Below are 23958 nucleotides of genomic sequence, written 5' to 3'. Positions count from 1 at the left end.
CATGGCAAATGAAATCGTAAAAAACACAGAAAGTTATATCTTAGTACAAGTGAATGAAAAAGGAGAAGAAGCAGCTTTATCTAATGACTTTAGAGGACAGTTCTACCCTACTACTAATGTAAATACCGCGACTAAATTTGATGATTTAAATAAAATTAAAGCACTTGCTAGTCGTTTAAACAGCTTAAACGAACTAAATTATGAATTTGGTATTATTCCAGAAAAAGTAACTGTTAAACCAGTAAAGCTAACAACTTTATTAGAGTACGTGGAAGAAACAACTGAAACTAACGCAGAATAGGAGTTGAAAATGTGAAAGAAAATTCATTTAACTACAAAGTGTTAGCTATCTTTATTTTCGGTTTTGGTCTGCTCATGTTTGAAAGAGGCTTCTTTTGGACTAAAGAACAAAGCACTGTATTAAGCGATAGCGACTTCTATATAACACTTCATCAAGTTATGCCTATTTGGTTATGGGGCGTTCTAGGCATGATTTTTAGTTTGTTTATCATTCTTGCACCTGTATTCTTACCTAAACAACAAATAAGCAATAAATTTAATTTCTTGTTAATTGTAGGTGGAAGTGGCAACGCTATTTATTATTTTTTATTAACTTCCGCAAGTATATTTAATGCGATTAACTGGTTAACTCCAGTACAGTTTGCAACCTTAGCAATGATTAATGCGTTAATTGCTTTTAACGGGGGTGCTGACGTTGCAAGAAAAAGATGAACGTTTCGTGTTAAGGGAAGAATTTATCGATAATAACAGGGAAATTTATCATAAAATAGATGAGAATGATAAACGACACACAAGTGAATTGAAAGATTTGAATAATAAGGTAGATAAACAAATCATCTATCAAAAACAAGCATTTGAAAGTCAAGAACGCTCAGAAAAACATTTAGAAAAACTATCTGAAACGATGAGTAACTTTGGTGAAGAATTTACAGACGTTAAATATCAAGTAAAAGATCATACCAAACAACTTGAAACGTTTAGCGAAGTCATTAAAGAAAAACAAGGTTATAACGTAAAGATTATAGTTGCAATTATCAGTGGTATTGCTTCGGTACTTGTCGGAGCATTAGGTTTTGCAGCTGCATTCTTTTAAGTCGGCGCACTGCGTCGGCTTTTTAATTTATTAAGGAGTGTATACATGAAAACAGATGTAGGTTCAATCGTTAGAACAATTGTATTTATTTTAGCTTGGGTTAACCAATTTTTAGCTACGAAACATATATCCCCTATTCCAGTAGACGAAGTGACTATCAGTTCTATTATTACTGGAACAGTTTCCTTGTGGACTTGGTGGAAAAATAATAATTTCTCTCACGCAGCACAAAAAGGGCAACAAAAATTGCGTGAAGTTAAAGCAGGTACAGACACAACAGGTGCTGCACCTCGAATGAATGGAGATGATTTTTAATGGTATCTGTTAGAACATATAAACAAGCTATAAGTTATCTAAAAAGTTTAGAGGGTAAAGCAGTAAACCCTGATCTTGCTTATGGATATCAATGTTTCGATGTAGCAAATCAATATTGGTTATACCTATTCGGTCATACTTTAAAAGGTGTAGGCGCTGCGGATATTCCTACATGGAACAATTTTACTGGTGAAGCTACTGTTTATGAAAATACATTATCATTCTTAGCTAAACCCGGTGATGTCGTAATATTCAACAGAAATTATGGTGAGGGTTATGGTCATGTTGGTGTCGTCATCTCTGCTACTTCTAACTCTATAACGATACTTGAACAAAACTGGTTGGGTGGTGCTTATTGGACACCACCAGAAGTAACAACAAGACGTACACATGGTTACGACTTCCCTATGTGGTTTATTAGACCGTTCTATGCTAAAGCAACGACTAAAAACAAAGTCAAAAGCAAAGCTAAGCCAGTTAAGAAAGCGAAAGCTAAGAAGGGTAAGAAAATATTACTTGTAGCTGGTCATGGTAAAGGTGCTTATTCAAACGATCCCGGTGCAGTGGCAAATGGATATAATGAACGTGATTTTAATAGAAAAGAGATTATACCTAGAATCAAGAAGTATCTTGAGAGTGTAGGTAATACGGTTGTTTTATACGGTGGCAAATCAATGAACCAAGACTTGTATCAAGACACGTTATATGGACAACGTGTAGGCAACTATTCAGATTATGGTTTATATTGGGTTAAAAAGAACGTGAAACCTGATGTGATTGTAGAATTCCACCTAGATGCTGCTAGTCCACAAGCAAGTGGCGGACATGTCATTGTAAGCGACAGATACCCCGCAGATGATATAGACAAAGCGTTATCTAGCGCTCTAGGTAAGACAGTTGGCAAAATTAGAGGTGTGACACCTAGAAATGATTTATTAAATGCTAACGTTACAGGTCAACTCAATTTAAATTACAGATTGATTGAGTTAGGTTTCATCACTAGTAAAAAGGACATGGACTATATAACTAAGAACATCAATAGTTTTACTAAGCGTATTGCAGAGGCTATCAATGGTAGACAAATCAATGCGCCTAAGAGTAAGCCATCTAAAATAAAAACAACATGGAATTGGGCAGGTAAGTTTACTGCCAACAGTACAATTAAAGTACGCAAGTCACCGGGACTTAAAGGCACTGTGGTTGAAAGTGGCTCATGGTTATACAACGGAGATTACGTTCCGTTTGACCAAGTAATCAAGAAAGATGGTTACTGGTGGATCAGATTTAGATATGTTCAACCGGGTTCAAGCAAAAAAGATTTCTACTGCGCCGTTTGTAAAATTACAGATAAACAACAAAAAATAAAAAAAGAGAAATATTGGGGTAAAATAGACTGGAAATGATATAATTAAATTACCACGACATTACACAAGGGTAGTCCTAGCGACTGCCCTCTTTTTTTGTGTTATAATCAATTCACATGTAGTCATAAGTACTTCCTTTTACATCTATAACCACCCACACATGTCACTGGGTGGCTATTTTTTATGTTTAAGATTTATTAAATTGGGTATAATTGAATCGTCCTGTGTATAATAACAAAAATGGAGGTCTTTAACATGGCAGATGAAAATAAATTCGAACAAGCTAAAGGTAATTTTAAAGAGACAGCTGGAAATGCTTTAGGTAACGAAGAATTGGAAAAAGAAGGCAAACAAGATAAAGCTTCTGGTAAAGTAAAAGAAGTTACTGAAAACGCAAAAGACAAAGTTAATGACTTTGTTGATAAATTTAAGAAATAAGAATAATATAATTAATGTACTTGTCATAAAAAAGAGTGAGTATCGCAAAGAGCTTGCTCTTTTTTTATTTACACAAACGAACATACGTTCTATAATGTTCACAAGGTGATTATTTATGAAAAAAATTAGTCCAGATATGCCTGAACCGTATTGCTATGAAACAGATTATCGTAAAATACCACGTGAATATCTAAATCCACGCATTCCACAAGGACGTGGCATAGTTAAGTGGGCGGCGTTTAAAACATTGCCAGAACAGTATGAGCGTTTAGAACAGTACATAAAAGATCAAGATAAAATAGATAAGCCCGAGTTAAGCGACCATCAACTGAATGTTCTAAACGACACACTCATATTCAAAATGTATCGTGACCCCGAAATTATCGTGAGTTACTTTGAAAATGGGTATATTAAAAAGAAAGAGGGCTACCTACACAAAGTAGACCCACATATGCAATTACTATATTTGTATGAGGGAACTAGTTTAACTACGATTAAATTAAGTGAGATAGTAGGTATAGAATAGAAAAAAACACCTAAATGAATAGGTGTTTTTTTGTAGATTTCTAGTAATTTTCTAGCGACTGACATCAATGTCAGTCGCAAATATGCTATAATATATTTACATTCTCTTGTCATTGCGGACTCGCTTCTTGTATGAAGGATGGATACGACTATGACTTTGACGGTGGGACAGAAACCGTAAAAATGGCCCGCAACCGTATAAGCTATATTTTATAGTCGCGAATGTAATATATAGTAGTGGTTGCGGAGTTTTACCTACTGGCGATTCGTTCCACAGTAGGTTTTTTATGTTATAATCAAATAGAAATTGCGGTACACATCTGCGGAGTGTACTTGAGGTAACTGTTACTGACGGTTGCCTTATTTTTATGTTATAATAAATCTACAATACATCTTTATTACCCAAGTTTGTGATGATTAACAGTTTTATATTTTAAGAGGCTAACGCTATATTCTTACCACGTTCTTATGAGCGTGGTTTTTTTATTTTAACCGCCTCGATTTCGATACGGTTATTCTAAACCCGTCGAATTCGACGGGTTTTATACATAAAAAATATATGGAAGTACACACATTATACATTTATGCATGTGCCTCCAAAGTTGTCTGAGGATTGTTCTACTAAAGCGACGTGTTGACCTTGTGATGCTGCGTACTTGGCAAGTGTCTTTCCTGCTTTACCGAAGCCAATAACTAATAAATTAAAATGTGTCATTTGATGTGTCCTCCTGAAGTGTATCTTTAATTACGTCGTTAATTGTCAAGTTACGATAAAAGTTGAGCGCTAGTGCAGTTTCTTGCTCTTTGTATTTATTCATAGTGGTTGCGATATTTCTAGAGATTGTACAATAGCTTTCTTCGCTACCAGTAAAAATACGTTGTGTTGGTAATTTATCTAACACGAAAAGTTGATACAGTGTATCTAAGGTGATGGTTGGAGTGCGCGCATTAGCTCGATAGCCACCACCTTTTCCACGAATTGAATCTATATATTGTTGATTATTAAGTGTAGTGGTAACACGCCTTAGTTGCACAGGATTAAGACAGGTAAGTTCTGCTAAATCCTGGCTATTGAATTGTTCTTCGGAATGCTTAGTAAGAAAGCTTAGCACGTGTACTGCAATGTTGAATTCTAAATTCATAATATACCGCCTTTAATGTAACTTGATTAGTTACATTAAAATACATTGCTCATCAAAAGTCAATATGAATGTCATAATAAGAAATGGGTAAACTATAAGTAGTTATATAGAATAAAGGAGCGATTATAGATGGCAGATTTAGTACAATTAGGTAAATCAGATGTTCACGTATTTCCAATTGCATTAGGTACAAACGCAGTAGGTGGTCACAATTTATACCCAAATTTAGATGAAGAACAGGGTAAAGATGTTGTACGTAAAGCAATTGACAACGGTATTACGTTACTAGATACAGCTTATATTTATGGACCTGAACGTTCTGAAGAATTAGTTGGCCAAGTAGTTCAAGAGTATCCTCGTGAACAAGTTCAAATTGCAACGAAAGGTTCACATGTTATTAAAGAAAATGATGAAGTCGTACAAAATAATGATCCAGATTATTTAAAACAGCAAGTTGAGAATAGCTTGAAACGCCTTCAAGTAGATTATATTGATTTATACTACATTCATTTTCCAGATGAAGATACACCGAAAGATAAAGCAGTTGCTGCATTAAAAGAACTTAAAGATGAAGGCAAGATTAAAGCGATAGGCGTGTCTAACTTCTCATTAGAACAACTTAAGGAAGCGAATAAAGATGGTTATGTCGATGTAGTGCAATTAGAATACAACTTATTACATCGTGAAAATGAAGAAGTCATGAAATATGCAGCTGAAAATAATATTACATTTATACCATACTTCCCATTAGCATCAGGCATCTTAGCTGGTAAGTATGAAGAAAATCAAACGTTTGATGATCATCGTGCACCTCGCCGTGATTTCCAACCGGAAGTATTTAATGATAATGTTCGACGAGTGAAACAATTACAAGGCATTGCGGAAGCTCATAACACATCTATTGCTAATGTGGTTCTAGCATTCTATTTAACGCGTCCAGCGTTAGATGTGGTGATTCCTGGTGCGAAACGTGCTGAACAAGTTGTGCAAAATATTGAAGCGGCAAATATTCAATTAACAGATGATGAACTGAACAAAATTGATGAATTATTTCCGATTGAATAAAATAAGTTAAGGTAAAATTAAATAAAGTAATTGATGCTCTTACACCGTTTATATGTGTGTAAGAGTTTTTTATAACTGAAATAAATAGTAATGATTCTTTTTTATTTTTAAAAATACACATATATTACGTGAAATAAGGGTACTAGGCAAATATGTAAAATATTAAGTAAGTATGAAGTGTTTATGTTGTTAACAATGAATAAGGGAATAGTTTTTTAATATAAATTAAGAGAGAGTGATAAAAATGATTACAGTTTTATTTGGAGGAAGTCGTCCAGAGGGGAATACAGCACAACTTACTAAGTCAGCAGTTGAGGGATTAGATTATAAATGGATTGACTTAACCGATTATCAATTCAATCCTGTAAGAGACTTTCGTCACGAGAATAGAGATATTACAAGCTATAACGATGATTATAAACAGGTCATTGATCAAGTTTTAGAAAGTGATACGGTCATATTTGCATCACCGGTGTATTGGTATAGTGTTTCTGCATCTTTAAAGGCATTTATTGATCATTGGTCTGAAACTTTGATAGACGATAACTACAAAGACTTTAAAGAAAAAATGGCAAAGAAAGATTTTCGACTTATTTTAGTTGGTGGAGACTGCCCTAAAGTGAAAGCTAAGCCAGGTATTACTCAAATGAAATATACATTAGATTTTATTGGTGCTGAACTTAATGGATATATAATTGGTACCGCTGAACGTCCAGGTGATATTTCGAAAGATACGTTTGCACTAGAAAGAGCTAAAGAATGGAATGAAACATTAGCGTAAGCCTAATTCAAAAGTATATTAAACTACGCCGATAAATATTCTATATTAAGCGATTGTATAAGTACTGTGATATAATTTCATTATTAATTCCATAGTAAAGTCAGGAGAATCAAGTATGTTTAAAGTCAGAGAAGCTACACCAAATGACGTCGTAGCAATTAGAGATGTTGCTACTAAGGCATGGTATAACACATATTTAAATATTTATGCAGCATCAACAATAAATGAGTTATTAGCTGCTTCTTATAATGAGCAACATTTAAAGAAACGTTTAGAAGAACAACTATTTTTAGTAGCCGAAGATAATGATGAAATTATTGGCTTTGCTAATTTCATTTATGGTAAAGAATTGTATTTGTCTGCGCATTATGTACATCCAGAATCTCAACATAAAGGTTATGGTTCTAGTTTACTTAAGAAAGGATTAGAACAATTTGACGGTAAATATGATGCAGTATTTTTAGAAGTTGATAATAAAAATAAAGATGCCATTCAATACTATCAAAATAATGATTTTGAAATCGTACGTTCTTATCAACCAGAAATGTATGGAGAACAATTGGATTTAGCTTTAATGAAGAGAAGTATATAAACGCTATGACTATACTGTAATGAGAGGAAGGATTTATTTGACGCAAACACCTTATGTTGAACAGAAATTAGCTGAAGAGAAGGTATTCAAAGACCCTATTCATAAATATATTCACGTCAAAGATCAACTTATTTGGGATCTTATTAAGACAAAAGAGTTTCAACGTTTACGTCGTATTAAGCAACTAGGTACATTATATCTTTCTTTTCATACTGCAGAGCATAGTCGTTTTGGACATTCTTTAGGTGTATATGAAATCGTGCGACGCATGATTGACGAATCATTTGTGGGACGAGACGCTTGGAACAATGAAGATAGACCATTGGCATTATGTGCAGCATTATTACATGATTTAGGTCATGGTCCATTTTCACATAGTTTTGAAAAGATATTCAATACAGACCATGAAGCCTTTACGCAAGCAATTATTACTGGACCTACTGAAGTTAATGAAGTTTTAAGTCGCGTATCGAGTACTTTTCCTAAAGAAGTTGCAGAAGTAATTAACAAAACGCATCAAAATAAACTTGTAATTTCTATGATTTCATCGCAAATTGATGCTGATCGAATGGACTATTTACAAAGAGATGCTTATTTTACGGGCGTCTCTTATGGCACATTTGATATGGAACGTATTTTACGTTTAATGAGACCATCTAAAGATGAAGTTCTTATTAAAGAGAGTGGAATGCATGCCGTTGAGAACTTTATAATGAGTCGCTATCAAATGTATTGGCAAATATACTTTCATCCTGTTAGTAGAGGCGGAGAAGTATTGTTAAATAATTGTTTGAAACGTGTTAAACAATTGTACAATGAGGGGTACCATTTTAAGATGTACCCAGAAGATTTTGTTCCTTTTTTTGAAGAGAAGGTTACAATTGAGCAATACGTTGATTTAGATGAAGTCGTCGTACTTTATTATTTGAAGAAATGGATACAAGAAGATGATGCAATTCTCAGTGATTTAGCACGTCGTTTTATAAATAGAGACTTATTTAAATATATTCCATTTGATGGTTCAATTATTACTATTACTGAGCTACAAGAGTTGTTCATAGAAGGTAATATTGATCCGAACTATTATTTTGTTAGTGAGGCTTTCTCTGATTTACCATATGATTATGATCGACCTGGTTCTAATAGACAACCAATACATTTATTAAGACGTAATGGTAGTATTAGAGAAATTAGTAGTCAATCACTCGTTATTTCAAGTATTACAGGTATTAATCGTGAAGATTATAAATTATACTATCCTAAAGAAATGATTCTTAATATTGAGAATCCACAAACTAAGGGTTCTATTATTAATCTACTTAATGAATTGAATTAAGCCATTGAAACTTTAATATATAACGCATAATATAGAGATTATGAATTCAAGTTTTTCGGAGGTGTCATGTGTGTCTGAGAACAAAGGTTTTAAATTTAATATTATCAAGAATGACCCGCTTGATGGGCATAAAGGGACGAATATTGGCTCAATTAGTTTAGATAATATTGCACCAGTATTTATAGATGTTGCGAATAAAGAGGCGTTTATAGATATAGGTGGTATGCATGCACGTGCTCAAGTTGAAAAAGGTGTTAAATGGATAAATGACAAATCGGAAGTTGAAGGCGAAGAAGCTAAAGAATATTGGCTTTGCTGGGTGACTACTGAACGTAGTGAGAGTGGCCCATATTATGCTGGTGTTACTGCATGTTATTTATTAGTTAACAAAAGTATACGACGTGGTTATAAAAGTATGCCTGAACATGTTAATATGATGGATAAATCTATGAAACATAAAATTATCATTGACCACATTGGTGAGGAAAATAAAAAAGTTTTAGCAGACTTTTTAAAATCTCATAATGAAGAGATGTGGAATAATTCTAGTGAGGAATTATTCAAAGCTTTTGAATAATATAAACAGTATTAGGAGTAGGACACTACGCTTAAAACAGCCAGTAAGTGCATTTGTATAAATACACTTACTGGCTTATTTAATTTCAATAGTATTAAAATCTTTTGTTCCAATCAAATCTGGCTATGAATACTCAGTAATTATTTTAAAGGTTCACCAATATGATATTCACTATCTATCATGCTCATTACGATTCTGTTGCAAAGTTAAAATTATATGCACATCTATACAAAACTATAAAAGCAAATATTGTTTTAACAGTAAAGAGTTTTGTTAGTATTAATTATTTTTCGTTTTTCAGTATAAATATTACATGATTTTTAATTTTGCAACAGAACCCTCTTATTTTATGCCATAACTTCTGATAATCACCGATTATGTAAATTATGATTAAAAAAAGAGCATATGATATATGCTCTTTTTTTAATTTTTTCTTTTGGTAAAGAGATGATAAGCAATTCCGAATTCATCTTTAACATATCCGTAACCTTCCGTGTAAAATTTCGGAGCAAAAGGTAATAAAATTTCAGAGCCTAATTCAACGAATTTATCATAAATTCTCTTTGTGTCTTCGACATTTTCGAATGTCACACACAAAGAAACATTATTTCCTTTAGTAATTGGAAGTCCTTCAGTATCATCTGCAATCATTAATTTCACATCACCAAATAAAATAACACATTGATCAATTTTTTCTAAATCTCTTTCATCAACATCTTTACGCGCTTCTAATGGTCTATCTTTTATTCTTTGTATATAAACTGTATTTGCATTAAATAATTCTTCTAAGCGTATTCTTAATTTTTCTGCATTATTAGTGATTAAAAAATATGGGTTCTGTTGCAAAGTAAAAAAATATAGCAAAGGTATTGATAAATCATCTCCTTTTTTCAAAGGAGATGGTAATACTGTTAAAAATGGAGATATTGTAAAGCAGCCACAACTTACTAAAACATTAAAAGGCATTAAAAATAATGGGCCTAATTACTTTTACGATAAACTTGCAAAGCATCTAACTACAGAATTAAACGGCCAGATTGATAAAACTGATTTTAATAATTATAAATCAAAACAGAAAAAACCAAGTGAAACAAAGTATTTAAATACCCATGTTTATTCATCATCTAATCCCTTAGGTGGCGGATTAATGCTACAAGGTTTAAAATTAGATGAGATGCTTAATAATGGTCAAAGTGATGAACAATACTTAAATAGTGTTTTATCAGGAAGAGATTTAATGTACAGTAATAGAGATATCGTTAATGCTAAAACGAACTTCTCTCAAGAATACCTTTCAAATATGTATATAAGTAATAAATATAACAATCAAAATACATCTGACTCTATTAGCGATAATAGTGTTAAGAAAACGAGTACTTTACACTTTGTAGTCGTTGACAAACAAGGTCAAATGACGAGTACGACAAATACACTATCAGGATACTTTGGGTCTGGTAAATATATGGATGAAGGATTCTATATGAATAATTCCATGACGAACTTCTCTGATAATAAAGATAGTAACAATTATCATGCTAAAAATACTGTGCCAAGGTCATATATATCTCCAACAATTATAGTTGGACCAGACTACTATATGGGAATTGGTAGCCCTGGTGGAAATAAAATACCAACTATTCTTAATGAAGTAATTATTGATTACCTTAGAGGTAATGGATCGTTGCAAGATAGTATATATAAACCTAGATTTTATAATGATGGTAATACAGTACATTTTGAAAAAGGGATGAATAAAAAGTATTTAGATATACTTCAAAATCAAGGTTACAATATTAAAGAAGAAAAAGATAATCCTAATTTTGGAAGTGTTCAAGCAGGTATTTATCATATTAAAAATAAAAAAACTGAAATTGCAAATGATGTAGGAACCAGATAAACTGATTTAAAATACACCAATCTTCAAAATTTTAGAGATTGGTGTATTTTAATATATTTGTAAATGCCTTGGGAAATTTTTCATTTATTTACTTTGAGTATTAGACGCTGATTAAACATTAAATTATCTTTTTTAGAATTTTGTTTAAAAAAATATGATATCAATCATTAACACCAATTTCATTAAATTGATAAAACAAGTTATAATATAGGTGAAGACTTTTTAATAATAAAAATAGGAGTTCAAAAATGACAAAAAAAATGGTGATTATATCATTCGGCAGGATTTTACTTATTATAATTGGGGCACTTATTACAGCATATGGTTTGGAATCTATATTAATCCCAAATAACGTTTCTGACGGAGGAGTCACAGGGATTAGTATTGTAGGTTCCACTTTGTTTGGTTTACCTTTAGGAATATTAATAGGAATAATCAATTTACCATTTATATGGTTAGGTTATAAACAAATCGGACGTAAGTTTGCTATATTTTCAATAATAGGTATCTTATCATTATCTATATTCACTTCGATTATGCATCATGTACCAACAATTATTGAAGGTGATTCACTACTTATTACTGTAGTTGGTGGAGTTGTTATTGGATTAGGCATGGGTCTTGCCCTTAGAAATGGTGGGGCATTAGATGGTATAGATATGTTAGCCGTTTTATTATCTAGAAAGTTACCTTTCGGAACAAGTGATTTAATTTTATTTCTCAATACATTCGTATTTATACTTGTTTCTACTGTTTTTGGCTTTAAAGGTGCCATTTTATCAGCGCTCGCATATTTTATTGCTTCAAAAGTTATACATATTATTGAAGAAGGACTAAGTGGTTCGAAAACGTTTAAAATTATTACAAAAGATTATGACATTATGAATAAAGAAATTAAAGAAAGACTGGGAAGGTATTGCACATTTACAAAAGTGACTATTGATGAAGAAAATAATTCATTTGTAGAAATTTCTTGTGTTATTAATAAACTCGAAGAACAAAAACTTAAAGAAATTATAAATGATGTAGACCCAGACGCATTTATCGCAATATATGATACAACAGAAGTTAAGGCTGGAAATATGAAAAAATCAGATATATATTAAAATTACGATAAATAAAAAGCTACCAGTTATTAGGTAGCTTTTTATTGGTTCTCTCTTTTCTTGTTTTAATATTAAAATCTCAGAATAATTGATCACCATAAGTTTTCAGACGCTGTGAGAAGCTCTCATTTGCATTGAAAAACCGTTTATTAAAACAAATCATCGTTATCGTGTTTAATTCTATAAACAGTTTGTCTTGTAATATTCACTTCTTTCGCAATTTTACTAATCGCTTTGCCTTCCTCTAACATTTCTACAACACGATGATAGATAACACGTTTTTGAGGATCTTTCGCATTGGGAGAATATAATAAAGGTCGTCCTTTATATACGCCTTTCTCTTTCGCAACTTGAATCCCTTGAGCTTGTCGACGTTTACTTTCATTTCTTTCTTGTTCTGAAACCATTGCTAATATCTGTATAATTAAATCTTTCATAAATTTATCTAATAATGGATTACCAATGACTTCATTCATCATTGGTAGACTGGTAATCATCAATTGTACTTCTTTCTCTTTAAGATAATTAACGGTATTAATGACTTCATCATAATTACGACCTAAACGATCAATTGATTCCACGACAAAACGATCTCCCATTCTCACAAAGTTCAATGCTTCTTGAAAGACGGGTCTGTTTTCTATAGATTGACCTGATTGTTTTTCTGTAAAAATTTTTTCAGCACCAAATGTTTTTAAATTTTCAAGTTGTCTTTCTAAATTTTGATCTACTGATGATACCCGCGCATAGCCCACAATCATTTAGTTTCACCTCATAATTAATATACACCCTAATCATACATTTTAATTGCTGTAATTTCAACAATTCATTTTGTATGATTAGGGTGTACCCTAAATTATATTAAGAAGTATCTACTTCTTCAATTTAGTATATTGTTTCATAGTTAATAGAAATAAAGAAGAATAGGCCTAGTAAGAAAAAGGCTGATCTTTTTTAGCCGTAGTATATGGAATGCCTTCAATGTGTTGTGTTTGTTTGTGAGAATCTATATCAATTTTTTAGTATACTTATAGTCTAACTATAAAAACACTTAGCAACAATAAATGTCACAGTTGATAAACAAATAGATACAATAATGACAACTATTAATGGTTTGAAAGCACGATCTTTTAAGTCTTTAAATGAAACATTTAACCCTAATGCAACCATTGCCATCAATAAGCATATAGTAGTGATATTATCTATAATTTGCATAACCATGTGTGGCAAGGATACATAAGTATGGAATAGTGCCATCATGACAAAACCAAGTAAAAAGTAAGGTACATCAATACGTTTTTTTTCAGTCTCACTATGCGATTTTTTTCTCATAATTAAAATTAAAATAATACTCAGAGGTATTAATAAAAAAACACGCCCCAGTTTTCCTAACAGTCCCATACTCAAAGCCTCTTGGCCTGAGAAGCCCGAAGCAAGAATTACATGTGCAATTTCATGTAAACTTGTACCTGACCAGACCCCAAATACTTCAGGAGATATTGTAAAAACAGAATATATTACAGTATATGCAAGCGAAAATATAGTGCCAATAAGTGCGACAATACCAATACTAATCGCAGAATCTTTTTCTCTAGATTTTAATATTGGAGATACTGCTGCAATAGCTGCCGCACCACACACCCCAGTGCCAATACCTAGTAATAGGATGAGGCTTTTATCTCCTTTAATATATTTATTTAGTAATAACATTAATCCGATACTAAAAAGGATGACTCCAATATCGATTAATAACAAATCGCTACCTTTTCCAATTACATCATAAATATTTAGCTTTAATCCATATAATATAATAGCTAATTTCAGTAACCGTTTAGACGAAAATACGATTCCTGAGCGATATGCTTCAGGGTAACCCTTAAAATGTCTATATAGAATCGCAATCAGTATAGCAATTGTTAAAGCACCTATCTTATCTAAAAATGGTAACTTTGAGCCTAACAAACTTATAACTGCGATGATAAATGTGAATAATAAACCATAAATAAAGGCTTTGCTTTTTAAGGATTTCACTTTTTAACTCCTCCTTTATCAAAAGCTTAGCATCGCATAGTTATAACGTGAAATAAATATTTAGTATATTACTCATAACATTTTTGTTATAATAGAGGTGTTCAAATGTCAGGAGACCTAGTTAATGGATTCATTAAAAGTTCTAACTGAAGTAGTTAAAACGCAAAGTTTTACTAAAGCTGCAGAAAATTTATATACTTCACAGCCATCAATAAGTCGCGATATTAAACGATTAGAACTGGAATACGATGTAAAAATTTTCGAATTTAGACATTCTAAAATGTCTTTAACATGTGATGGGGAGAAACTATTTCAATATGCTTTACAACGTGAGCGTTTAGAACAAACCTTAAGACACGATTTGAAAATGCAACCTGATACAATTTCGGGAGATGTGACGGTAGGGAGCAGTTACACTTATGGAGAATATCGATTGTCACAACATCTTACTGATTTAGCCAAAAAATATCCTGAATTATACATTCATGTGTATTTAAATAATTCTGATACAGTATTACAATATATTAAGAATAACACTATCGATTTAGGTATAATCGAAAAAGAGGTTCAAAGTAATATTATACACAGTAGACGTATTGCTCAAGATGAAATAGTATTAATTCGTAAAAAATCATCATCTTCAAATAAATCAATATGCTTTATCAGAGAACGCGGATCAGGTACAAGAGTCTATCAAGAAAATGCGTTATCACAAATGACTTCATCCTCTTATTTAGTAGAAATTAATAACACAAATCTAATTAAAAATATGGTTCATGCTGATAAAGGCTTTTCTATTGTTTCTAAATCGACATTAACACCTTATGATTTAGAAAAGCTAGAAGTAACAAACTTAGACATTACACGCTATTTCTATTTAGTCATACATAAAAATAAGTATATTGATACGAAGCTTAATGAAGTTATCAAAAATTTGATTTCATGAATTTTGATCTTTGTATTATTTATTCTAAATTTAATGCATGTTCTAATGACAATCTATTTAAAAAAGGATAAACTCTCAATATATAACATTCATAACTTATCCTTTAAATTATTGGCAATTAGCGTCAAAAATATTAGAATGACGCATTGTAACTAATATCATACATATCACTTTGCATTCCTCTACTAACCAGTGTTATAATCTACTTAACAAAGTTATTAAGCATAATACACCAATCCCCTCACTATCGGAAGTAGTGAGGGGATTTTTAGGCGTGACTATAGTCGCCTATTTTTTCTTATTGTTGCGATTGCGTAGCCAATGCGCAAATAATGCGACGATACAACCACTCGCTGCTGTGGTCATGATGTGAACAAAGTTATCAAGCATAATTACACCTCCTCTCTACGTCTAGATTGACGCCTGAGAGATAGGCGACCTTTATATTGTATCATCCGTAATGGGTGAGTTACATATAACTTCTGATAAGTCATCTTACGTAGTGTTTTAAAACTGCTTGATTTCTTATAGTACTATACTTACAGAATCCAAAAACTCTATCAATGAAAAAAGAGATCTCATATATGAGACCTCTTTTTAATATCACTAAAAATTGAATTTGGTTTTATAAAACTAATATACGTAATAATTTTTATAAATATTTTGACTCTAATATTCTATGTTTGGTGCTTGGTTTACATGTTTTTGGTAACGTTTGAGTGCACAAAAACCAATAGTACTAATAATTGTTACTATTAATAATTTTTTCACGCTTAACATTCCTTTTTTAGCATTGTATTGTAGTCTACTTATTGTTTTGATAGTAATTTAATTCTAAATCTTTTGATGTCTGTTGACGGATTTTTTTCATTAACGCAGTATCATTAATGAGTGATTTACCATAAGATGGAATCATTTTTTGTATTTTAGGTGTCCATTCAGATTCATATTCAGGGAAGTTTTTCTCAAGTACTTCTAAAGCTACAGATACTGAAGTTGATGCTCCTGGAGACTCTCCTAATAAAGCTATTACCGAATGATCTTCAGAATTAACAACTTCTGTACCAAACTGAATAAATCCTTTACCATATTCGGGAGTATCTTTAATCACTTGTACACGTTTGCCTGCAGTGTATAACTGCCAATCTTCATCACGTGCTTCTGGATAAAATGTACGTAAATGATTCATACAACCTTCTTTAGTCATTAATATTTGATCAAATGAATATTTGATTAAAGGTAGGTTTTTAGCAGCAGCAGATAACAATGTTGTAATATTATATGGTTTGATTGATTTAAATAAATCAAGATTAGAACCATTTTTTAAGAACTTAGGACCCACACTAGCGAATGGACCAAATAATAATGTACGTTCACCATCAATATATCGAGTATCCAAGTGAGGTACTGTCATAGGTGGTGTGCCAGGTGGTTCTTTACCGTAAACTTTGGCATCGTGTTGGGCTATAATGTCTGGGTTAGTACAAATTAAAAATTGTCCTGTAATAGGGAATCCGCCCAAATGTTTACTTTCTGGAATTCCAGTTTTTTGTAATAGTGGAATAGCACCACCACCAGCACCAATAAATACATAATCAGCAAGTTCAGTTTGAACATCACCGCTGTTACGTTGACGCACTTTAACTTCCCATTTACCATCTTTTCGATGGTTAAAGTCTATTACTTCATGATTATATTGGACATTGGCATTAGGATGTTGTTCAATATTTTTAGCCATTTTACGAGTAAGCTCTCCAAAGTTAACGTCTGTACCTTCGTTAATCTTACTAGCAGCCATAATATCACTTGAGCTATGACCCTCCATCATTAATGGAATCCATTTTCTCATCTCTTCAATATCTTCTGTATATTCAATATTGTCGAACATTGGGAAATCCTTCATAGCATGATAACGATCCTTTAAGAATTGAACGTTATTTTTACCTCTAACAAAACTAATGTGAGGTAATGGTTGAATAAATTCTTTAGGGTTAGAAATACTATTATTTTTAACTAAATGACCCCAAAATTGTTTTGAAATCTCAAACTGTTCATTAATTTCTTTTGCTTTTTCTATATCAATTGATCCATCAGGTTGTTTCACTGTATAGTTCAATTCACATAAAGCAGCATGACCAGTTCCAGCATTATGACGCTCATTTGAACTTTCGATACCAGGACGATTTAGACGTTCATATAGTTTTATATGCCAACTTGGTTCTAACTCTTTAAGCATAGAACTAAAAGTTGTGCTTAAAACACCAGCGCCAATAACAACAACTGTTTTTGACTCTTTTGTATTCATAATTGACTCCCTTCTTTTAAGTACAAATATCAGGATAATACAAAACATACAGAAATTAAAATACTTATTTTTAATAGGAACTATTCTTTTATGGAATAGATACATATTATATTGATAAAAGGAAGGTGGATATTATGGAGGTAAATTTACAAAAAAAATCAATAGAATCAATTCAACATTCACATTTAATAGGATTATCATTAGTGAATTTCATTATTTTTGCATTTTACTATTTTATATATTCAGGCCCAGGTATAAAAGGTAATATGCCATTATATATGAAAATATATTTAATAGTATCATTATTATTACGGCTAATTCTTTATTTACAAGAACGCGAGTATATTTTTAAGAACTATAATCGAAAAAATTATAAGTTCAGAGTTGCAATATATATGAGTATCAATTTACTTTCAGGATACAACATTCCATTTTTAATTAGTTCTGCTTATGCTTTTTATTTTGCAGATTCTAGAGACGATACTTTTACATATTGGTTGTTAATTTGTGGGCTCATAATAGTCTCTGCTATAGGTCTATTTTTATTTTGTCTAGGTGAATTTGAGATGTTTGGTATCCAAAACGGTAGCTTTATTAGAGTGATTGGAATTTTAACTATTTTATTATCATTTGGACTATTGTTGTATGTATCATTAATTCTTCCTGTTGATTCTGAAGAAAATCAAACGATTTGGATGGGAATGATAATGTTATTTTGTAGCCACTTGCTTATTGGACGAACATACTTTTACTTAGGTCTGTTAAATTATGACATTAGTGAAGATGGGCTGAAATTATAATAGAATTAGTGGTTCTGTTGCAAAGTTAAAAATCATGTAATATTTATACTGAAAAACGAAAAATAATTAATACTAACAAAACTCTTTACTGTTAAAACAATATTTGCTTTTATAGTTTTGTATAGATTTACATATAATTTTAACTTTGCAACAGAACCATTCAGCATATGTATTTATCAAACGTCTCATTAAACAATTTGGTAAACCTCAAAAGGTAATTACAGATCAGACACCTTCAACGAAGGTCGTAATGGCTAAAGCCATTAAAGCTTTTAAACTTAAACCTGACTGTCATTGTACATCGAAATATCTGAATAATCTCATTGAGCAAGATCACCGTCATATTAAAGTAAGAAAGACAAGATATCAAAGTATCAATACGGCAAAGAATACTTTAAAAGGTATTGAATGTATTTGCGCTCTATATAAAAAGAACCGCAGGTCTCTTCAGATTTACGGATTTTCGCCATGCCATGAAATTAGGCATATGTTAGCCAGTTAAGGGAACAACGACATGATAAAATGGTAATTAGCTATATTTTTCTAACTATGCAACAGAACCGAAAAAAATTCATCCACAGTGGTACCAAATAGTCTTGCCAAATTAAATGCTAATGTCAATGTAGGATCATATATTGTTTTCTATTACATTAATAGTTTCTAATAATATTGATATGTGAGAATGATGTTACCTAAAAAAGAAACTACAATTTTAAAATATGTTGTTTATCTAGTATCGAATATATCGCACATCTCAATTTCTACCGTTGTTTAATATGTTTCTTCTAATTAGTTGAGTCATCGTGTGAAATCATTTTGCATTTCTCCACTCACCAGTGTTATAATTTAGTTAACAAGGAAACTAGCATAGATGCACCAATCCCCTCACTATTGCCGTAGTGAGGGGATTTTTAGGTGTGGCTATGGTCGCCTATTTATTATTGCGATTACGTAGCCAATGCGTGAATATCGCAATAATACAACCACTGATGATTGTGGTCGTGATGTGAACAAGGATTTCTAGCATAGATTAGCACCTCCTCTCTACGCCTAAATTGACGCCTGAGAGATAGGCGACTAGTATATTATATCATCTCCAAATACACGCTGATAGTTTACTTCTAATAAGTCATTTTATAGTAATATTTTCCAAGATTTAACCTATATACTGTTCTTTTTATTACTAAATTTATCAAAATAGATGATGATACTTATATATATCCTAAATACTTTAAAACTGAGAAGTATCACCTACATGCACTATCTAATTTATGCTATAATGTGGTGTATTATTTAGAAGCTAAGGTGAGGCAAACGTTGAATAAGAATATAGACGTTCAAACGAAACAAGTTCTAAAACAAAATGGTGAAAAACAAAAATTTGAATTTGCTGCTCAAGGTTCATGGCAAAAGAAAAACGCAGATTATATTCGATATCAAGAACAAATTGAAGATGCAGTCGTTGATGTAACAATTAAAATTGAGGAACGCGGTGTTAAACTAATACGCAAAGGCGATATTAATATGAATCTTCACTTTGTGGAAGGTCATGATACGACTACACTTTACGATATACCAGCTGGTCGTATCCCTTTAACTGTTAAAACACGTAGCATCCTGCATTTTGTGAATGAAAATGGTGGAAAATTAAAAATTCAATACGAGTTACATCAGAACGATGAAAAGATGGGCTCATATCAATATGAAATTAATTATAAGGAGATAAGCGAATGAATATTATTGAAAAAGTAAAATCAACTTTAATAGAAGAAATTAAAGCAAGTATTGAAAAAGCTAATCTGGCTGAAGATATTCCCGAAATTAAAGTAGAGATACCAAAAGATACTAAAAACGGGGATTATTCAACGAATATTGCAATGGTATTAACTAAAATTGCGAAACGTAATCCACGTGAAATTGCTCAAGCTATCGTTGATAACTTAGACACAAGTAAAGCGAACGTGAAGCAAGTAGATATCGCGGGTCCTGGTTTTATTAATTTCTACTTAGATAATCAGTATTTAACTGCAGTTATCCCAGAAGCTATCAATAAAGGTGACAAATTCGGTTGTGCAGAAGAATCTAAGAACACGAATATTTTACTAGAATATGTATCTGCTAACCCAACTGGTGATTTGCACATTGGTCATGCTAGAAATGCTGCTGTAGGTGATTCATTAGCTAATATTTTAATTGCTTCAGGTTATAATGTAACACGTGAATATTATATTAATGACGCGGGTAATCAAATTACTAACTTAGCACGTTCTATTGAAACACGTTTCTTCGAGGCACTTGGTGATACAAGTCATGAAATGCCAGCTGATGGTTATAACGGTAAAGATATCATCGAAATTGGTAAAGATTTAGCTGATAAACACCCTGAAATGAAAGACTACTCTGATGAAGAACGTCTTAAAACATTCAGACAATTAGGTGTCGATTATGAAATGGATAAATTGAAAAAAGATTTAGCTGATTTCAACGTCCACTTTGATAACTGGTTCAGTGAAACATCATTATATGAAAATGGTGCCATTGATAACACATTAGCTAAAATGAATGAACTAGGCTATACGTATGAAGCAGATGGTGCGACATGGCTACGTACATCTGACTTTAAAGATGATAAAGACCGAGTATTAATTAAGAAAGATGGTACTTACACATACTTTACGCCAGATACAGCATATCATTACAATAAAATTAATCGTGGTAATGATATCCTAATCGATTTAATGGGTGCCGATCATCATGGTTATATTAATCGTTTGAAAGCTAGTCTTGAAACATTTGGTGTGGATAGTGATCGTCTTGAAATTCAAATCATGCAAATGGTTCGTTTAATGCAAGATGGAGTCGAAGTGAAGATGAGTAAACGTACAGGTAATGCAATTACTTTACGTGAAATTATGGATGAAGTAGGCATTGATGCTGCACGTTATTTCTTAACAATGCGTAGTCCTGATTCTCATTTCGACTTTGATTTGGAACTTGCCAAAGAAAAGTCACAAGACAATCCAATTTACTATGCTCAATATGCGCATGCACGTATTTGCTCAATCTTAAAACAAGCGAAAGAACAAGGTGTTGAAGTTACTGCTGATGCTGACTTTTCAACGATTACAAATGAAAAAGCAATCGACTTATTGAAGAAGATTGCTGAATTTGAACCAACTATTGAAAGTGCAGCAGAAAGTCGCGCACCACATCGTTTAACAAACTATATTCAAGATTTAGCTTCTGCATTCCACAAATTCTATAATGCTGAAAAAGTATTAACAGATGATGCAGAAAAGACGAAAGCTCATATAGCTTTAGTAGATGCAGTAAGAATTACGTTACACAATGCATTAGCACTGGTTGGTGTCTCTGCACCTGAATCTATGTAATCAAGAGAATTATATAAATTTTGATAACACCCTCATAAATTTCGATTTGTGAGGGTATTATTATGTAAAGATTGGAGTGAGAGTATGCCAACGCTTACGACAGAAGAACTTTACGAAACTTTATTAGAGCATATGGGACAGCAACATTGGTGGCCCGCTGAGAGCCCGGAAGAAATGATGCTCGGTGCTATATTAGTCCAAAATACGAATTGGAAAAATGCAGACATGGCTTTACTTCGGTTAAAAGAAAAAACAAACTTTAATCCTCAAAAAATTTTATCGTTGCCATTAACTGAACTACAAGAAACGATCCGTTCCAGCGGCTTTTATAGGAATAAAGGGAAAGCCATTCATGCTTTGTTTCAGTGGTTAAATCAATTTAATTTTGATTATGAAAATATTGATCAACATTATGGAGATAATCTAAGAAGAGAATTACTAAAAATTCGTGGCATCGGTAGCGAAACAGCCGATGTTTTACTCGTCTATATCTTTAAAGGTATCGAGTTTATTCCTGATAGTTATACGAGACGTTTGTATAGTAAGTTAGGTTACGCCCATACAGAAAGTTATGATAAATTTAAAAAGCAAATTTCATTGCCTCCTCATTTTACGAATCAAGATGCTAACGAGTTTCATGCCTTATTAGATAATTTTGGGAAAAACTATTTTAATGGAAATGGGACTCAAAAATACACATTTTTAGAAGATTATTTTAATAAGAATGATTGACTTTAACGTTACGTCATAGTCTACACTCCTAAATAGATGAATGAGGTATTAATGATATTAAAAATAAAGTAAAGTGGAGAATAAAATAATGATAAATCATGACTATTTTACACCTAATGAAGTGAGCAAAGTGACGTCGGTTAGTACAAGAACTTTACGTTATTATCATGAGATTGGTTTACTTGTGCCTAGTTATATTGATGATAACGGGTATCGTTATTATCATTCTCAAGATATATCAAAATTACAAACAATTTTATTTCTTAGACAACTCAATTTATCGCTTGAGAACATTCAAGACTATTTTCAGCAAAGTATTAATGATAAAAATGTAATATTAGAAGAAAATTATGCTCAAATTATTCATCAACGAAATCACCTGAATCAAATCATTGATTACCTCAATCATCATCTAATTAATCATAGAAATGAGGAGATTAATATGGACAAATTTAATCAATTTGATGTGAATGAACAATATGATAAAGAAGCGGCGCTAAAATATGGTGACACGGATTACTATCAGTCATATCAAGATAATAGAACTCAATTTAGTGATTCTGAGAAGCAAGATAATGATGATCATACTAATGAACAATTCAATCAATTTTTTAATGAGATGAATCAACTATTGGAAGATGGCTATTCAGCGGATGACGCATTTACGTATCAAAATATCGAAACGTTAAAAAAGATATTACAACGACAAGTACCAAATGCGGACAATCAATTCTTAGAATATATGGCACTCACTTACGAAAGTGATGAACGTTTTGCTAAAAATATAAATAAAAATCGTAATGATTATTTAAATGAATATATTGCAAGAGCGATTCGAGCTTATATTAAATAAAGTATTTTCTTTAATCCTTTATTGTGTAATGATTATAGTGAATCATATTCAAAGGAGACGCTATAATGATTGAGTCGTATCAGCTATTCTGGAAAAATTATTTCAATGTACAAGGTCGAACTCGTAGACGACATTATTGGTTTGCAACATTAGCTAATATCATCGTACTTGTATTATTAAGTTTACTTGCAGACTTACTTAAATGGGTGTTTGGCGGTGGAGATACGTTTTTTAACATTGTGTATGAAACGATTGATGTCATCATTGTAATAGGTACATTTACTATGTCAGTACGTCGATTTCATGATGTTGGGCGCACAATGTTAATTCCGTTAATTATGTTAATATCGATGCTGTTACGAGGATTAATTGTATTAATAGAAACAATATCTAATGTGTATTTGAGTGGTTTTTATTCTGACGTATCGTTAATGATTGCAACGGTAGTTGTGTTAGTTATTTCGATCGTATTATTAATTGTATCTATTTTCGCATTGATTTATTGTGTTACAGATAGTGAAAAAGGTACAAATGAGTATGGAACTAATCCCAAGGCAACGTAATGTTAAGAGGTTCTATAATAAATTGGACTGATGACAAAATTCATCAGTCCAATTTTTATGTTTTTGAATAGAAAAAAGGCGCAA

General features: G+C 31.9%; 29 protein-coding genes and 3 pseudogenes. 22 read left to right on the top strand and 10 right to left on the bottom strand.

Features of this window, described 5'->3' with window-relative positions; translation table 11 throughout:
• Window position 1: 1 nt before the first annotated feature.
• The 7 genes from AC1RRU_RS06500 to AC1RRU_RS06470 all read left to right on the top strand — a co-directional run bounded on the left by AC1RRU_RS06500 (window position 2) and on the right by AC1RRU_RS06470 (window position 3757).
• Window positions 2–301 (top strand): hypothetical protein, encoded by a 300-nt coding sequence (locus AC1RRU_RS06500; RefSeq protein ID WP_049379115.1) that lies wholly within the window; start codon window positions 2–4, stop codon window positions 299–301.
• A gap of 11 nt (window positions 302–312) precedes the next feature.
• On the top strand, window positions 313–732 hold the full coding sequence (locus AC1RRU_RS06495) for a hypothetical protein (protein ID WP_037549617.1): 420 nt from the start codon (window positions 313–315) through the stop codon (window positions 730–732).
• Window positions 716–1114 (top strand): hypothetical protein, encoded by a 399-nt coding sequence (locus AC1RRU_RS06490; protein ID WP_070839274.1) that lies wholly within the window; start codon window positions 716–718, stop codon window positions 1112–1114. The genes AC1RRU_RS06495 and AC1RRU_RS06490 overlap by 17 nt, the downstream gene beginning before the upstream one ends.
• A gap of 45 nt (window positions 1115–1159) precedes the next feature.
• The gene (locus tag AC1RRU_RS06485; RefSeq protein ID WP_049395445.1) at window positions 1160–1429 is read left to right on the top strand and encodes a phage holin; all 270 of its coding nucleotides are present in this window, start codon (window positions 1160–1162) and stop codon (window positions 1427–1429) included.
• Complete coding sequence (locus tag AC1RRU_RS06480) at window positions 1429–2832, top strand: N-acetylmuramoyl-L-alanine amidase (protein ID WP_049395443.1); 1404 nt, start codon at window positions 1429–1431, stop codon at window positions 2830–2832. The genes AC1RRU_RS06485 and AC1RRU_RS06480 overlap by 1 nt, the downstream gene beginning before the upstream one ends.
• A gap of 216 nt (window positions 2833–3048) precedes the next feature.
• Window positions 3049–3231, top strand: a complete 183-nt coding sequence (locus tag AC1RRU_RS06475) for a CsbD family protein (protein WP_049395442.1) — start codon at window positions 3049–3051, stop codon at window positions 3229–3231.
• A 115-nt stretch (window positions 3232–3346) separates the two neighbouring features.
• Window positions 3347–3757, top strand: a complete 411-nt coding sequence (locus AC1RRU_RS06470; RefSeq protein WP_049395440.1) for a YolD-like family protein — start codon at window positions 3347–3349, stop codon at window positions 3755–3757.
• 576 nt (window positions 3758–4333) lie between these two features.
• On the opposite strand, the pseudogene AC1RRU_RS06465 reads toward AC1RRU_RS06470, so the two are convergent.
• Window positions 4334–4471: pseudogene (locus tag AC1RRU_RS06465) on the bottom strand (hypothiocyanous acid reductase MerA); the annotation flags it as partial.
• A complete protein-coding gene (hypR, locus tag AC1RRU_RS06460) occupies window positions 4458–4898 on the bottom strand; it encodes a redox-sensitive transcriptional regulator HypR (RefSeq protein WP_016930866.1) in 441 nt (146 codons plus the stop codon). The gene hypR and the pseudogene AC1RRU_RS06465, both read right to left, overlap by 14 nt.
• 129 nt (window positions 4899–5027) lie before the next feature.
• Between hypR and AC1RRU_RS06455 the strand changes: the two genes are divergently transcribed.
• The 5 genes from AC1RRU_RS06455 (at window position 5028) to AC1RRU_RS06435 (ending at window position 9249) form a co-directional block, all read left to right on the top strand.
• The gene (locus tag AC1RRU_RS06455) at window positions 5028–5963 is read left to right on the top strand and encodes an aldo/keto reductase (RefSeq protein ID WP_016930867.1); all 936 of its coding nucleotides are present in this window, start codon (window positions 5028–5030) and stop codon (window positions 5961–5963) included.
• A 244-nt stretch (window positions 5964–6207) separates the two neighbouring features.
• Window positions 6208–6744, top strand: a complete 537-nt coding sequence (locus tag AC1RRU_RS06450) for a flavodoxin family protein (RefSeq protein ID WP_016930868.1) — start codon at window positions 6208–6210, stop codon at window positions 6742–6744.
• Between the two features lie 115 nt (window positions 6745–6859).
• Window positions 6860–7336 (top strand): GNAT family N-acetyltransferase, encoded by a 477-nt coding sequence (locus AC1RRU_RS06445; RefSeq protein WP_016930869.1) that lies wholly within the window; start codon window positions 6860–6862, stop codon window positions 7334–7336.
• A 19-nt stretch (window positions 7337–7355) separates the two neighbouring features.
• Window positions 7356–8672: an HD domain-containing protein gene (locus tag AC1RRU_RS06440; RefSeq protein WP_172592541.1), complete on the top strand. Its 1317-nt coding sequence runs from the start codon at window positions 7356–7358 to the stop codon at window positions 8670–8672.
• 40 nt (window positions 8673–8712) lie between these two features.
• Window positions 8713–9249 carry a YwhD family protein gene (locus AC1RRU_RS06435; RefSeq protein ID WP_162838998.1) on the top strand — a complete coding sequence of 179 codons (537 nt, stop codon included), beginning with the start codon at window positions 8713–8715 and terminating at the stop codon, window positions 9247–9249.
• Between the two features lie 423 nt (window positions 9250–9672).
• Here the strand turns inward: AC1RRU_RS06435 and AC1RRU_RS06430 are convergent, their stop codons facing one another.
• Window positions 9673–10095 (bottom strand): VOC family protein, encoded by a 423-nt coding sequence (locus AC1RRU_RS06430; RefSeq protein WP_002499214.1) that lies wholly within the window; start codon window positions 10093–10095, stop codon window positions 9673–9675.
• Here AC1RRU_RS06430 and AC1RRU_RS06425 point away from each other — a divergent pair.
• Both AC1RRU_RS06425 and AC1RRU_RS06420 read left to right on the top strand, forming a co-directional pair.
• Complete coding sequence (locus AC1RRU_RS06425) at window positions 10067–11146, top strand: gamma-glutamyltransferase (RefSeq protein WP_016930871.1); 1080 nt, start codon at window positions 10067–10069, stop codon at window positions 11144–11146. The genes AC1RRU_RS06430 and AC1RRU_RS06425 overlap by 29 nt on opposite strands.
• A gap of 248 nt (window positions 11147–11394) precedes the next feature.
• Window positions 11395–12252: a YitT family protein gene (locus tag AC1RRU_RS06420; protein WP_002501998.1), complete on the top strand. Its 858-nt coding sequence runs from the start codon at window positions 11395–11397 to the stop codon at window positions 12250–12252.
• Window positions 12253–12401: 149 nt separating this feature from the next.
• On the opposite strand, the gene AC1RRU_RS06415 is transcribed toward AC1RRU_RS06420, so the two are convergent.
• Window positions 12402–13013, bottom strand: coding sequence for a recombinase family protein (locus tag AC1RRU_RS06415; protein ID WP_000635275.1), 612 nt, complete (start codon window positions 13011–13013; stop codon window positions 12402–12404).
• 274 nt (window positions 13014–13287) lie between these two features.
• On the bottom strand, window positions 13288–14283 hold the full coding sequence (locus AC1RRU_RS06410) for a YeiH family protein (RefSeq protein ID WP_016930872.1): 996 nt from the start codon (window positions 14281–14283) through the stop codon (window positions 13288–13290).
• A 124-nt stretch (window positions 14284–14407) separates the two neighbouring features.
• On the opposite strand from AC1RRU_RS06410, the gene AC1RRU_RS06405 reads away from it, so the two are divergent.
• A complete protein-coding gene (locus tag AC1RRU_RS06405) occupies window positions 14408–15229 on the top strand; it encodes a LysR family transcriptional regulator (protein ID WP_016930873.1) in 822 nt (273 codons plus the stop codon).
• 288 nt (window positions 15230–15517) lie between these two features.
• Here the strand turns inward: AC1RRU_RS06405 and AC1RRU_RS06400 are convergent, their stop codons facing one another.
• From AC1RRU_RS06400 to lqo, 3 genes are all read right to left on the bottom strand, one after another.
• Window positions 15518–15619 (bottom strand): type I toxin-antitoxin system Fst family toxin, encoded by a 102-nt coding sequence (locus AC1RRU_RS06400; RefSeq protein WP_016930874.1) that lies wholly within the window; start codon window positions 15617–15619, stop codon window positions 15518–15520.
• Between the two features lie 279 nt (window positions 15620–15898).
• Complete coding sequence (locus AC1RRU_RS06395) at window positions 15899–16009, bottom strand: SE2200 family small protein (RefSeq protein ID WP_071561274.1); 111 nt, start codon at window positions 16007–16009, stop codon at window positions 15899–15901.
• 25 nt (window positions 16010–16034) lie between these two features.
• A complete protein-coding gene (lqo, locus tag AC1RRU_RS06390; RefSeq protein ID WP_493196473.1) occupies window positions 16035–17534 on the bottom strand; it encodes an L-lactate dehydrogenase (quinone) in 1500 nt (499 codons plus the stop codon).
• A 134-nt stretch (window positions 17535–17668) separates the two neighbouring features.
• On the opposite strand from lqo, the gene AC1RRU_RS06385 reads away from it, so the two are divergent.
• Together AC1RRU_RS06385 and AC1RRU_RS06380 are read left to right on the top strand one after the other, a co-directional pair.
• Complete coding sequence (locus AC1RRU_RS06385; RefSeq protein WP_016930877.1) at window positions 17669–18334, top strand: DUF5079 family protein; 666 nt, start codon at window positions 17669–17671, stop codon at window positions 18332–18334.
• 148 nt (window positions 18335–18482) lie between these two features.
• A pseudogene (locus AC1RRU_RS06380) lies at window positions 18483–18836 on the top strand (DDE-type integrase/transposase/recombinase); the annotation flags it as partial.
• 41 nt (window positions 18837–18877) lie between these two features.
• On the opposite strand, the pseudogene AC1RRU_RS06375 reads toward AC1RRU_RS06380, so the two are convergent.
• Together AC1RRU_RS06375 and AC1RRU_RS06370 are read right to left on the bottom strand one after the other, a co-directional pair.
• Window positions 18878–18995 (bottom strand): annotated as a pseudogene (locus AC1RRU_RS06375) (helix-turn-helix transcriptional regulator); the annotation flags it as partial.
• A 270-nt stretch (window positions 18996–19265) separates the two neighbouring features.
• Entirely contained in the window at window positions 19266–19361 is a 96-nt protein-coding gene (locus AC1RRU_RS06370; protein ID WP_107109960.1) for a type I toxin-antitoxin system Fst family toxin, read from the bottom strand.
• A 290-nt stretch (window positions 19362–19651) separates the two neighbouring features.
• Here AC1RRU_RS06370 and AC1RRU_RS06365 point away from each other — a divergent pair, with 290 nt between their 5' ends.
• The 5 genes from AC1RRU_RS06365 (at window position 19652) to AC1RRU_RS06345 (ending at window position 23874) form a co-directional block, all read left to right on the top strand.
• A complete protein-coding gene (locus AC1RRU_RS06365; RefSeq protein ID WP_037538123.1) occupies window positions 19652–20068 on the top strand; it encodes a YwiB family protein in 417 nt (138 codons plus the stop codon).
• The gene (gene argS / locus AC1RRU_RS06360; RefSeq protein WP_037538121.1) at window positions 20065–21726 is read left to right on the top strand and encodes an arginine--tRNA ligase; all 1662 of its coding nucleotides are present in this window, start codon (window positions 20065–20067) and stop codon (window positions 21724–21726) included. Before AC1RRU_RS06365 ends, argS begins: the two co-directional genes overlap by 4 nt.
• 84 nt (window positions 21727–21810) lie before the next feature.
• Window positions 21811–22458, top strand: coding sequence for an endonuclease III domain-containing protein (locus tag AC1RRU_RS06355; protein WP_037548196.1), 648 nt, complete (start codon window positions 21811–21813; stop codon window positions 22456–22458).
• Window positions 22459–22546: 88 nt separating this feature from the next.
• Complete coding sequence (locus AC1RRU_RS06350; RefSeq protein WP_037538118.1) at window positions 22547–23311, top strand: MerR family transcriptional regulator; 765 nt, start codon at window positions 22547–22549, stop codon at window positions 23309–23311.
• 65 nt (window positions 23312–23376) lie between these two features.
• Window positions 23377–23874: a DUF805 domain-containing protein gene (locus AC1RRU_RS06345; RefSeq protein ID WP_037538116.1), complete on the top strand. Its 498-nt coding sequence runs from the start codon at window positions 23377–23379 to the stop codon at window positions 23872–23874.
• Window positions 23875–23958 lie beyond the last annotated feature (84 nt).

This window comes from Staphylococcus sp. GW821-FHT11H10, from assembly GCF_058807855.1.
Note: the sequence above shows the minus strand (reverse complement) of the source record. Positions and strands in the feature narration are given on the sequence as shown.